The sequence below is a fragment of the Mangrovibacter yixingensis genome, from assembly GCF_020523985.1.
GTDB classification, from domain to species: domain Bacteria; phylum Pseudomonadota; class Gammaproteobacteria; order Enterobacterales; family Enterobacteriaceae; genus Mangrovibacter; species Mangrovibacter yixingensis.
Window position 1 is genome coordinate 371,909 of record NZ_JAIVKM010000001.1, and the last position, 12,687, is coordinate 384,595.

Sequence of the window (12,687 nt, forward strand, 5' to 3'; positions counted from 1 at the left end):
TGGCGGCTTGCGGCCACAGCCTATAGAGAGAAGCGTATGTTCGGTAAAGGTGGTCTGGGCAATCTGATGAAGCAAGCCCAGCAAATGCAGGAAAAAATGCAGCAAGTGCAGGAAGAGATCGCCAGCATGGAAGTGACCGGTGAATCCGGTGCCGGCCTGGTAAAAGTGACCATTAATGGTGCACACAACTGCCGCCGTGTTGAAATCGACCCGAGCCTGTTGGAAGACGACAAAGATATGTTGGAAGACCTGGTTGCAGCAGCATTTAATGATGCGGCTCGTCGGGTAGAAGAAAACCAGAAAGAGAAAATGGCGTCTGTGTCTTCTGGTATGCAACTGCCGCCTGGCTTTAAGATGCCGTTCTGATGCAAACCAGCCCACTGTTGACACAGTTAATGGAGGCACTTCGGTGCCTTCCTGGCGTGGGGCCAAAGTCTGCTCAGCGTATGGCTTATACGCTGTTGCAGCGTGACCGCAGCGGGGGAATGCGCCTGGCGCAGGCGCTGACAAGGGCAATGTCGGAAATTGGTCATTGCGCTGATTGCCGGACCTTTACCGAGCAGGAGGTCTGCCCAATTTGCTCTAACCCTCGTCGCCAGGAAAATGGCCAGATTTGTGTCGTTGAAAGCCCGGCAGATATCTACGCTATTGAACAAACCGGTCAATTTTCTGGTCGCTATTTTGTGCTGATGGGGCATCTGTCTCCGTTGGATGGTATTGGCCCGAATGATATTGGTCTGGACAGGCTGGAAGAGCGCCTGGCGAAAGAAAAGATCTCAGAAGTGATCCTGGCCACGAACCCAACAGTGGAAGGGGAGGCAACGGCCAATTATATTGCTGGCTTGTGTGGGCAATATGGTGTTGAAGCCAGCCGGATTGCCCACGGCGTACCGGTCGGTGGTGAACTGGAAATGGTAGATGGTACAACGCTTTCTCACTCACTGATTGGCCGACAAAAGATTAGCTTTTAACCAAACAGAAGCCCTGTTTCAGGGTTTCTGCTTGAAATCTTATCCCCCTGACCCCATCTCCTCCCTCAACACAAATTGTTTATTTTGTTGCCTGAACTGTTGAGGTATCACAACCATGAAAGGACAAGAGACCCGTGGCTTTCAGTCGGAAGTAAAACAACTTCTGCACCTGATGATCCATTCTCTTTATTCAAATAAAGAAATTTTCCTGCGTGAATTGATCTCCAACGCATCCGATGCCGCAGACAAACTGCGTTTTCGCGCGCTCTCCAAACCGGAACTTTATGAAGGTGATGGCGAACTGCGTGTGCGGGTTTCCTGCGACAAAGAAAAAAGAACCATCACTATTTCAGATAACGGTATTGGTATGAGTCGCGACGAGGTTATCGATCACCTCGGGACTATTGCTAAGTCTGGTACTAAAGCATTTCTGGAATCCATGGGTTCAGACCAGGCTCAGGACAGCCAGCTCATCGGCCAGTTCGGTGTTGGGTTCTACTCCGCTTTTATCGTGGCCGATAACGTGACAGTGCGCACTCGTGCTGCAGGTGCCGGTGCCAGTGAAGGGGTATTCTGGGAATCTGCTGGTGAAGGTGAATACACCGTCGCCGATATTGAAAAAGCCGATCGCGGTACTGAAATCACTTTGCATTTGCGCGAAGGCGAAGATGAGTTTCTGGATAACTGGCGTATTCGTTCTGTTATCAGCAAATATTCCGACCACATCGCGCTGCCAGTTGAAATTGAACAACAGGAAGAAAAAGACGGTGAAACTGTTGTTTCCTGGGAGAAAATCAACAAAGCACAGGCGCTGTGGACGCGTAACCGCGCGGAAATTAAAGACGAAGAATATACTGAGTTTTATAAACACATCGCCCATGATTTCACCGACCCACTGGCCTGGAGCCATAACCGCGTTGAAGGTAAACAGGAATACACCAGCCTGTTATACATCCCTTCACAGGCTCCGTGGGATATGTGGAACCGTGACCACAAACATGGCCTGAAATTGTATGTTCAGCGCGTGTTTATCATGGACGATGCCGAACAGTTCATGCCGAATTATCTGCGCTTTGTGCGCGGCCTGATAGACTCCAGCGACTTACCGCTGAACGTTTCCCGTGAAATCCTTCAGGACAGCGCCATTACCCGCAACCTGCGCAACGCACTGACTAAACGCGTGCTGCAAATGCTGGAAAAAATGGCGAAAAATGAAAGCGACAAATACCAGACATTCTGGGAACAATTTGGCCTGGTACTGAAAGAAGGCCCGGCAGAAGACCAGGCAAACCAGCAATCCATTGCTAAGCTGCTGCGCTTTGCCTCTACGCACAACGACTCTTCTGTACAAAATGTTTCGCTGGAAGACTATGTCAGCCGGATGAAAGAAGGCCAGGACAAAATCTACTACATCACTGCAGACAGCTATGCAGCCGCGAAAAGCAGCCCACATCTGGAACTTTTGCGCAAGAAAGGCATTGAAGTGCTGCTGCTTTCCGACCGCGTTGATGAGTGGATGATGAGCTACCTGACCGAGTTTGATGGCAAATCCTTCCAGTCTGTCGCAAAAGCTGATGAGTCTCTAGATAAACTGGCAGACGAGGTGGATGAACAAACTAAAGAAGCGGAAAAAGCGCTTGAGCCGTTTGTTGATCGCGTAAAAGCTCTGCTGGGTGAACGAGTGAAAGATGTGCGCCTGACTCACCGTTTAACTGATACGCCAGCTATTGTCACAACCGATAACGACGAAATGAGCACCCAGATGGCAAAACTGTTTGCCGCTGCGGGCCAGAAAGTGCCGGAAGTGAAATACATCTTTGAACTCAACCCAGACCATGCACTGGTTAAACGGGCTTCAGATACCGCATCAGAAGACGACTTCAAAGAGTGGGTAGAATTGTTACTCGACCAGGCTATGTTCGCTGAGCGTGGCACACTGGAAGATCCAAACCAGTTTATCCGCCGCATGAACCAGTTACTGGTTTCTTGATATTAATACCGCTCTGCCCTGGCAGGGCGGTATTTCTTCTACAGGCGTTTATGTCAGTGCCATTTTTAAGGTTATTCGCTGGCGGAATCGCTTCCGTAGCGCTGGCTTTCTTGTGGTGATGCAGCCTTAGTGGTATGGTTTTCGCCTCATTTTGATGTATTAAAATCCATTCGTAAGAGGAATTACGCAATGCGTATTATTCTGCTCGGCGCTCCTGGCGCTGGTAAGGGAACTCAGGCTCAATTTATTATGGAGAAATATGGGATCCCGCAAATTTCTACCGGCGACATGTTACGTGCCGCAGTAAAATCAGGCTCAGCTCTTGGTAAACAAGCAAAAGACTTGATGGACGCAGGCAAGCTGGTCACTGATGAACTGGTTATTGCACTGGTTAAAGAACGCATTGCTCAGGACGACTGCCGTAATGGTTTCCTGTTAGATGGTTTCCCGCGCACAATTCCTCAGGCTGACGCCATGAAAGAAGCCGGTATCAACGTTGATTATGTTCTGGAATTCGACGTACCGGACGAACTTATCGTAGACCGTATTATTGGCCGCCGGGTTCATGCTGCTTCTGGCCGCGTTTATCACGTGAAATTCAATCCACCTAAAGTGGAAGGGAAAGATGACGTGACTGGCGAAGATCTGACCATCCGTAAAGATGACCAGGAAGATACGGTACGTAAACGTCTGGTGGAATACCACCAAATGACTGCTCCGCTGATTGGTTACTACAGCAAAGAAGCCGAGTCTGGTAATACCCGTTATGCCAAAGTCGACGGTACCCAGTCTGTGAGCGATGTTCGTGCTGAACTGGAACGCATCCTCGGTTAAGTTTCCCGCTGCCAGCCCGTCCGGGCTGGCACTTTTCCCTCAGTGCTTTATCTGCGAGTTTTACCCTGTTACTGTGATTGGTTTCCAAAACACGGCATTCGGTTACAATTATCAAGCCGTTAGTCGCAAGAGAGATGGGAATGAGTCAGCCAAAAACAGGTATTTTACTGGTGAATTTGGGCACGCCTGATGCCCCGACCCCAGCCGCTGTTAAACGTTATTTACGCCAATTTTTGAGTGACCGTCGGGTAGTGGATACACCGCGCTTGCTGTGGTGGCCCCTGTTGCGTGGCGTGATTTTGCCACTGCGTTCGCCTCGGGTAGCCAGGTTATACCAGTCTGTCTGGATGGAAGAGGGCTCGCCGTTGATGGTTTACAGTAAGCGCCAGGCTCAGGCATTGCAGGCACAATTACCTGATACACCGGTTGCGCTGGGCATGAGCTATGGCCAGCCCGCTATGTCAGATGCGGTTGATAGCCTGCTTGCGCAGGGGGTGGAGCACCTGATTGTACTGCCACTTTACCCACAGTATTCCTGTTCGACTGTTGCCGCCGTCTGGGATGAACTGGCACGTATCCTCGCCACCAAACGGTCAATACCCGCGGTCAGCTTTATTCGTGATTATGCAGATAACTCCCACTATATTTCCGCGTTAGCCGGCAAGGTGAAAAATAGTTTTGCCGAATTTGGGGAGCCGGAGTTGCTGTTATTGTCTTACCACGGGATTCCTGAACGTTATGCCAGCCAGGGCGATACTTACCCACAGCGCTGCCGTGACACCACCAGGGCACTGGTTTCGGCGCTGGGCATAGCGCCAGAAAAAGTCATGATGACCTACCAGTCTCGTTTTGGGCGCGAACCCTGGCTCACTCCGTATACCGATGAAACCCTTAAAGAACTGGGGGGGAAAGGGGTAAAAAACATTCAAATTATGTGCCCAGGTTTTGCAGCTGACTGCCTGGAAACCCTCGAAGAAGTGGCTGTGCAGAACCGAGAGATCTTCCTGGAGGCTGGTGGTGAAAAATACCACTATATTCCGGCACTTAATGATGATGCATCACATATTGAAATGATGTTGGATCTCACCGCACACTATCGGTGATCGCAGAAAACAGGCTGGATGTGCTAAACTTCCGGCTTGTTTTCTCTCCCCGCAAAAACACAATGAAATTTCCTGGTAAACGCAAATCCAAACACTATTTTCCGGTCAGTGCCCGGGACCCGTTGCTGGTGCAAATTAAAACCGAAAGTGAACAAACCAATGCCTGGGTTGTCGGTATTGATCAAACACTGGTCGATATCGAGGCACGAGTAGATGATGACTTTATTGAGCGCTATGGTTTGAGCCTTGGTCACTCACTGGTTATTGATGATGCTAAGGCGGAAGCGTTGTATCAGGAACTTACCCAGAATCAGTTGATCACTCACCAGTTTGCTGGCGGAACAATTGGCAATACCATGCATAATTACTCCGTTCTGGCCGATGACTGCTCAGTTTTGTTGGGCGTGATGTGCAGCAGTATCACGCCCGGTAGTTATGCTTACCGTTATCTTTGTAATACCTCCAGCCGTACTGATCTTAATTACCTGCAAGGTGTGGATGGCGCGATCGGGCGTTGTTTCACATTGATCAATGAAAGTGGTGAGCGTACTTTCGCCATCAGCCCAGGCATGATGAACCACCTGCGCCCGGAAAGTATCCCCGAGGCGGTTATCGCTGGTGCCTCGGCACTGGTGTTGTCTGCTTACCTGGTTCGTTGTGCGCCTGGTGAACCCATGCGCGATGCCACGATGCAGGCCATTACTTATGCTAAAAAGCATAATGTTCCGGTAGTGATTACACTGGGTACCAAATATGTCATTACTGAACAGGCACAGTGGTGGCAGGATTTTCTGCGCGACAATGTCGATATTCTGGCAATGAATGAAGAAGAGGGTGAAGCTCTGACTGGCGAGAGTGACCCCCTGTTGGCGGCAAACCGCGCACTCGACTGGGTGGACCTGGTGTTGTGTACAGCCGGGCCAGTTGGGCTGTTTATGGCAGGTTATACTGAAGATGAAAATAAGCGCAAAACCCAGCACCCACTGTTACCTGGTGCGATAGCTGAATTTAACCAGTATGAGTTTAGCCGGGCAATGCGCCAGAATGACTGTGTCGCGCCAATACGGGTTTTCTCCCATATCGCACCTTATATGGGCGGGCCGGAAAAAATCATGAATACCAATGGTGCTGGTGATGGTGCGCTGGCTGCGCTATTGCATGATATTACTGCCAATAATTACCACCGGCAGCAAGTGCCTAACTCCAGTAAACACAGCCGTGCATGGCTGACTTATTCCTCACTGGCTCAAGTGTGTAAATATGCCAACCGGGTCAGTTACCAGGTTCTTAACCAACATTCTCCGCGCCTGACACGGGGTTTACCTGAACGGGAAGATAGCCTGGAAGAAGCTTACTGGGAACGGTGAATCGTTTTTATCCGTACAGCCTGGCCGTAGCCAGGCATTTATCTGAATGTAACTGTGGTGTTAAATAATAACCACCAGATCAAAAATACGCGCTTAACTCGCTATGAAATAAACAGAGTGTCACTAATTTTTAGTGGTTTAACGCTTTTTTTATAATTAACTGCTTATATATCTATATTATCTGGTTGTTATCATTAAATAGCCTGGCTTAGGCTATTTAATGAATAAAATCTACCTGCCGATTTTTTAATGCTTTTCTCGATTATCAGGCAGGAAAACGGTAAAAATACCAATTAGTGGAAGGTAAGCGCATATTTTATAAACCAGTTCAATGCTGGTATGGTCAGCCACAATACCCAGAATGGCCGCACCCAGCCCGCCCATGCCAAATGCAAACCCGAAAAACAGTCCGGAAACTACACCGATGCGCCCGGGTAACAACTCCTGGGCATACACCAAAATTGCTGAAAACGCTGAAGCCAGAATAAAGCCAATTATCATGACCAGGATACCGGTCCAGAACAAGGAGGCCCAGGGTAACAGTAAGGTGAAAGGTGCCACCCCTAATATTGAACCCCAAATCACATACTTACGGCCAATTTTGTCACCTACCGGACCGCCAATCACAGTACCGGCAGCAACCGCAAACAGGAACGCGAATAAGTGTAACTGAGCGCTTTGTACTGACAGGCCAAATTTATCCATTAGATAAAAAGTGAAGTAGCTACTGATACTGGCAAGGTAAAAGTATTTGGAAAAAATCAGCAGCAACAGAACACAGACTGCCAGTATGACTTTATTGCGTGGCAGGGTGCTGGTGATATGTACCTTAGGGCGCTGTTTGGCTGTACGTTGCTGTTGAGCATACCAACGGCTGATTTGAATCAGTACAATAATTGCCAGTAATGCTGCAAGGACAAACCATGCCACATTGCCTTTACCATAAGGGGCAATCAGGATGGCGGCCAGCAAAGGCCCCAGTGAGCTGCCAAAATTACCGCCAACCTGGAACAGAGATTGCGCCAGCCCATGACGCCCACCAGAAGCCATGCGTGCCACGCGGGACGATTCCGGATGGAAAACAGAAGACCCCGTACCCACCAATACAGCTGCCAGCAATACCGTATAGAAACTGCCAGCAAGTGCCAGTAATACCAGACCACACAGGGTAAAACACATACCAACAGGCAGAGACCAGGGCATCGGGTATTTATCGGTAAGGTAACCCACCACCGGTTGCAATAACGAAGAAGCTAACTGAAAAGCCAGCGTAATCAGGCCAATTTGCACAAAACTGAGTGAGAATTCGTTTTGCAATAACGGATAGATGGCCAGAATTAACGACTGAATCATGTCATTAAGGAGATGAGAAAGGCTGATAGCCCCAAGGATCCCAAATGAAGTACGTGCTTTCGCATTGTTCTGGGGAGTTGCAGGTAACACCTGAGGGTTGTGGCTCATTAGTAACAAAACCATAACAAGTGGGGAGAAAAGAAGCAGAGTGTAGCTGATTTTACCTGATGATGAAATAATTATCAGGCTAACAGCTACCCCTAAAACCTCTAAGATTCAAATCTAATGCAATAACGGCTTAATCGATTTTTGCAATATCAGCAAAGGTTGCACCCAGCAATTTAGCCAGGTCCACTGGCGATAGTTCAATATCCAGACCTCGCTTCCCACCTGAAATATACATTGTTGCAAACGTGCTGGCAGGTGCATCAATCACCGTTGGCAGGCGTTTTTTCTGCCCCAACGGGCTTATTCCGCCAACCAGATACCCGGTGACACGTTGTGCCACCATCGGGTCGGCCATCTCAACTTTTTTGCTACCTAATGCTTTAGCAACTTTTTTCAGATCCAATTGCCCGGAGACCGGGGTTACCGCTACTGCAAGATGCTTCATGTCGCCATTCATCGCAACCAGCAGTGTTTTATAAACCTGGCGAGCATCAAGACCCAGCTTGCGTACCACTTCATCTCCAAAGTTGGTTTCGTTCGGGTCATGTTCATAACTGTGAAGAGTAAAAGCTATCTTGTTTTTTTCGAGTAGTTTAATTGCCGGAGTCATAACGCGGTTTCGTCTGGTTAGTAGTGAACACAGGGATAATAAACACGAGGGCGAGGAAAAAAATAGTACCAGATTGCTAAACAGCCAGAGTCATTATGCGCGTATTGCGAGACACATTTTTGAGGGAACCTGAAGCTCACCAAAATAATGACTATTTGAATTCCTCTTTGACGCGCCAGTACCCTGTTACTGGCCGTTTTTTTTTGCCTGCAACAACTCAGGCAAATTCCCGGTACCGTATAAATGCAACGCACCCACTGCTACAACATAGTGACCAGGGGGCAACTTATGCAGATAATCAAGCCAGGTCATATTACGCTGATTCATTAATACATCATACAATTGTTCGCCAAAGGTGTTTGGCAATGAGGTATCACTGGATTCCGGTGGTGCCTGGAGCCACCAACTAATCATCACTTGCAGTAAATGCGCATTGGTTCGCCAGTGAGTCAGTGTATCCAGTAATAAGGGCAAGCCATCATCTGGCAAAGTATTGAGCAGCGCAATTTGCTGGTCTGAACCTTCCAGCTCTAAAATCTTGCGCCCGCTTTGTTGTGCTGCATTCAATAATTGCCAGTCAATGCCATATTCTGGGCGTAACCCCAGGCGTTGTGCCTGGTGCGCCTGGAGTACCAGAGCAATTTGCCAGAATGGCAGGGCATCGAGCTGGCCCATAGTCACACCCACTTCATTCGCCACATTTTCCACATCGGCTAGTTGTTCGGCACTAAGGCGGCTCTCTAATGGGTCACACCATGGAACATGGCTAAACGGTGAATCACCGGTCAGAATATCGGCTTCGACAATTAACGCGTCACAGCTATTCAACTTATGCAGTAATTTAGCTGGCAGGGGAGCCATATTAGGGGTTCCCATATGGATACTGCCAACCAAATGTAAGTAACGGCCACCGGGCAGCACAACATCAAGCGCAGGCCAGGGGTAACCTTGATTAACCCACTGATTAAATAATGCTTTTAAACGGCTGAAAAATGGCATTAGTTCACATCCCGGTAAAACACCATGCTAACCCGGCAGGTAAAAAAAGCAACACCCCGTTATACGGGGTCAGATTGATGAAAAAGAAGGAAAAAGCATGGTTTTTCCTTCTTTTTAGTTAGCAGCCGAAAATCAATGAATTGATTTTCCTGGTTTTTTTATCGGGTGACACCCTCTCGTTCTGTGCGGACATGAGGTTTGTCATCAGGCTCACTCCGTTATTCGGGGGATGCTTCCCGGCTGTTATTTTCCCATTCATCAATCATCTGCTATCGCGGTTTGTAGCGTAACAACCTGTTCGCATTACTGACCACGGTAATAGAAGAGAGAGCCATTGCTGCCCCGGCAACTACCGGGTTGAGCAGTGTTCCGGTGAGTGGCCAAAGAACACCCGCCGCAATCGGGATACCTAACGCATTGTAGATAAACGCACCCAGCAGGTTTTGCTTCATGTTCTTCAGTGTTGCCCTGGATATCGACATGGCATCAGCCACACCTTGCAGGTCGTGGCGCATTAACGTCATGCCTGCGGTTTCGATGGCGACGTCGCTCCCACTCCCCATAGCAACCCCAACATCTGCCTGTGCCAGTGCAGGTGCATCATTGATACCATCACCAACCATCACTACATGCCGCCCTTGCTGTTGTAATTGGGTAATGGCTTCTGCTTTACCATCAGGCAGCACGCCAGCAATGACTGTATCAATGCCCGCCTGTTTGGCAATGGCACCGGCGGTAATTGGGTTGTCGCCCGTCAGCATCACCAGGTGGTATCCCATCCCATGCAGGCGCTCAAGTGCCGCTTTGCTAGTCTCACGCAGTGGGTCGGCAATGGCAAACAGTGCTACCAGGGTGCCGTCCACTGCCAGTAATACCGGGGTTTCACCCTGGCTTGCAGTGCTATCAAGAGCCTTGCGTGCGGGGCGGGTATCAACACCTGCTTCGTCCATCATCGCCTGGTTACCCAACGAGACTTGCCGCCCTTCAACTTCACCCTGTACACCTTTACCGCCCAGAGTGCGAAAACCACTGGTAGATAACAATATATTGGCTCCGGCTTTATCAACAATCGCTTTTGCCAGTGGGTGGCTGGCACCTTGTTCAAGGCTCGCAGCGAATTGCAACGCTGTTGACTCATCCATCTCACCAAAGGTAGCAACCTGTGTTACCTGAGGTTTGCCTGCCGTCAGGGTACCCGTTTTATCGAATACGATAGTATCGACTTCGCTGGCACGCTGAAGTGCATCAGCATCTTTAACCAGAACACCGAATTCAGCGGCGCGGCCAACACCGGCAATAATCGACATGGGAGTGGCAAGACCCAATGCGCACGGGCAGGCAATAATTAATACAGTGGTGGCAATCACCAGGGTATAAACGATTTGCGGTGCCGGGCCAAAGAAATACCAAATAGCCGCACTGAACAAGGCAATAGCCACTACTGCAGGAACAAATATTGATGCGATTTTATCCGCCATCTGCCCAATTTGCGGTTTACTTGACTGCGCCTGGCGTACCATACGGATAATGCGTGCCAGAGTGGTCTGGTTACCGGTGGCATCGGCACGAAACAACACGCTGCCATCCTGCACCAGTGTTCCGGCATGAACCGCTTCACCTGTGCTTTTATGTTGAGGTACGGGCTCACCCGTTAGCATGGCTTCGTCCAGCCAGGCTTCTCCCTGGGTTATTTCTCCGTCAACCGGCACCCGGTCACCTGTTGTCAGGCGTAACGTCATGCCTTTGGTGACCTGGGCAAGTGGAACGGTTTGCTCACCGTTTTTTGAAACAACTCGCGCGGTGGGCGGGGTTAAATCCAGCAGCCTTTCAAGCGCGTGAGAAGAGCGCTGACGGGCACGTTGTTCCAGCATATGCCCCAGGTTAATTAACCCGATAATCATAGTGCTGGCTTCATAATAAAGGTGGCGTGCCTGGTCTGGAAACGCATGAGGCCATAGGTTGACGTTTATTGAGTAAAGCCAGGCGACGCCTGTACCCAACGCCACCAGGGTGTCCATTGTTGCTGTTTTGTTCAGCAGGCTTTTCCAGGCGCTACGGTAGAAGTGGCCACCAGCAATGACCATGACTGCCAGTGTCAGCCAGCCAATCAACAACCATTGCTGGCGGTTTGCATCCGTGACAACCATATGGTCGCCAACCATGCCCCATACCATTACTGGAATACCAACAATCAAGGCGAGGATAGCCTGCCAACGGAAACGTGACATAGCATGCTGCGCTGTTTGCTGTTGGCGTTCACGGCGCTGCTGGTCATCTTCTATGGCTTCAGCATCATATCCTGCTTGCTGTACAGCCTGAATGAGTGAACTGGCAGATGCATCGCCCAGAACCAACGCACTGCGCTCTGCCAGATTGACCCGCGCCAGGGTGACTCCGGGCACATGCGCCAGCGCATTTTGCACCCGGGAAACACAACTGGCACAGCTCATACCACTTATCAACAAATGCTGGCTGTCGTCAGTGATATTGTCTGCCGGAAGTTCAGTATCTGCCGCTGCCAGTACTTCCGGCTGAGTGTCTGACTCTGCCAGCGGCTCAGATTTTGGGTGGCTGGCCAGTTGTGCTTCATACCCGGCTTCTTTCACGGTCGCAATTAACTGTTCTGCAGTTGCGCTACCGTTGATTTCTGCCTGGTTAAGTGTGACTTCCGCGCTTTCAACATCGCTGCGTTTTTCCAGACTTTCTTTGACACGTTTGACACAGTGGCCGCAAGACAGGCCATCCAGTGCGAGAGTAATATGAGACATATAACCACTCCTGTTTGTAATTGCCCCCATTCACGCCAATTTTTGGCAGAACGAAGCACTAAGTTATCTTACGCAAATCATCAGCATGATATTGCGTTATGATTAAGGTTAAACCTTCCATTAAGGGGAAGGTCAAGGAGACGATGTGAATATTAGCGATGTGGCGAAAAAAACCGGATTAACCAGCAAAGCAATTCGTTTCTATGAAGAAAAAGGGTTGGTAACGCCACCACTGCGTGGTGAAAATGGCTACCGAAGCTATAACCTTAAGCACCTGGAAGAACTGACATTATTGCGCCAGGCTCGTCAGGTGGGATTTACTCTGGAAGAGTGCCGTGAACTGGTGCATTTATTTAATGATCCCGCACGGCACAGTGCGGATGTTAAAGCGAGAACGCTACAAAAAATTGACGAGATTGATTTGCATATTCGGGAATTGCTGGAGATGAAGACGCGCTTGCAGGCGCTGGCGGAAAGCTGCCCTGGCGATGACAGTGCCGATTGCCCAATTATGGATAATCTTGCCGGGTGTTGTCACCACAGTACCCTTGCACAGCGCTAACCGGCTGCACAAGGGAATACTG

The 12,687-nt window shown here is 49.6% G+C and carries 11 protein-coding genes; 7 read left to right on the forward strand and 4 right to left on the reverse strand.

Annotation, left to right across the window (positions count from 1 at the left end; translation table 11 throughout):
- Positions 1 to 36 precede the first annotated feature (36 nt).
- From LC084_RS01750 to LC084_RS01775, 6 genes are all read left to right on the forward strand, one after another.
- Complete coding sequence (locus tag LC084_RS01750) at positions 37 to 366, forward strand: YbaB/EbfC family nucleoid-associated protein (protein WP_226568819.1); 330 nt, start codon at positions 37 to 39, stop codon at positions 364 to 366.
- Positions 366 to 971, forward strand: a complete 606-nt coding sequence (gene recR / locus LC084_RS01755; RefSeq protein WP_226568821.1) for a recombination mediator RecR — start codon at positions 366 to 368, stop codon at positions 969 to 971. The genes LC084_RS01750 and recR overlap by 1 nt, the downstream gene beginning before the upstream one ends.
- Positions 972 to 1,086: 115 nt before the next feature.
- Positions 1,087 to 2,961: a molecular chaperone HtpG gene (gene htpG / locus LC084_RS01760; protein ID WP_226568823.1), complete on the forward strand. Its 1,875-nt coding sequence runs from the start codon at positions 1,087 to 1,089 to the stop codon at positions 2,959 to 2,961.
- A 189-nt stretch (positions 2,962 to 3,150) separates the two neighbouring features.
- Positions 3,151 to 3,795 carry an adenylate kinase gene (gene adk / locus LC084_RS01765; protein ID WP_226568825.1) on the forward strand — a complete coding sequence of 215 codons (645 nt, stop codon included), beginning with the start codon at positions 3,151 to 3,153 and terminating at the stop codon, positions 3,793 to 3,795.
- A 140-nt stretch (positions 3,796 to 3,935) separates the two neighbouring features.
- On the forward strand, positions 3,936 to 4,898 hold the full coding sequence (gene hemH / locus LC084_RS01770; RefSeq protein WP_226568827.1) for a ferrochelatase: 963 nt from the start codon (positions 3,936 to 3,938) through the stop codon (positions 4,896 to 4,898).
- Positions 4,899 to 4,960: 62 nt separating this feature from the next.
- Positions 4,961 to 6,265 carry an inosine/guanosine kinase gene (locus tag LC084_RS01775; RefSeq protein WP_226568829.1) on the forward strand — a complete coding sequence of 435 codons (1,305 nt, stop codon included), beginning with the start codon at positions 4,961 to 4,963 and terminating at the stop codon, positions 6,263 to 6,265.
- Between the two features lie 246 nt (positions 6,266 to 6,511).
- On the opposite strand, the gene LC084_RS01780 is transcribed toward LC084_RS01775, so the two are convergent.
- The 4 genes from LC084_RS01780 to copA all read right to left on the reverse strand — a co-directional run bounded on the left by LC084_RS01780 (position 6,512) and on the right by copA (position 12,103).
- On the reverse strand, positions 6,512 to 7,741 hold the full coding sequence (locus LC084_RS01780; protein WP_404808299.1) for an MFS transporter: 1,230 nt from the start codon (positions 7,739 to 7,741) through the stop codon (positions 6,512 to 6,514).
- A 115-nt stretch (positions 7,742 to 7,856) separates the two neighbouring features.
- Positions 7,857 to 8,336: a Cys-tRNA(Pro)/Cys-tRNA(Cys) deacylase YbaK gene (gene ybaK / locus LC084_RS01785; RefSeq protein ID WP_226568832.1), complete on the reverse strand. Its 480-nt coding sequence runs from the start codon at positions 8,334 to 8,336 to the stop codon at positions 7,857 to 7,859.
- 186 nt (positions 8,337 to 8,522) lie between these two features.
- A complete protein-coding gene (locus LC084_RS01790; protein WP_226568834.1) occupies positions 8,523 to 9,335 on the reverse strand; it encodes a TraB/GumN family protein in 813 nt (270 codons plus the stop codon).
- A gap of 269 nt (positions 9,336 to 9,604) precedes the next feature.
- Positions 9,605 to 12,103: a copper-exporting P-type ATPase CopA gene (copA, locus tag LC084_RS01795; RefSeq protein ID WP_226568836.1), complete on the reverse strand. Its 2,499-nt coding sequence runs from the start codon at positions 12,101 to 12,103 to the stop codon at positions 9,605 to 9,607.
- Between the two features lie 145 nt (positions 12,104 to 12,248).
- Here copA and cueR point away from each other — a divergent pair, with 145 nt between their 5' ends.
- Entirely contained in the window at positions 12,249 to 12,665 is a 417-nt protein-coding gene (cueR, locus tag LC084_RS01800) for a Cu(I)-responsive transcriptional regulator (protein WP_226568838.1), read from the forward strand.
- The last annotated feature ends 22 nt before the right edge of the window (positions 12,666 to 12,687 follow it).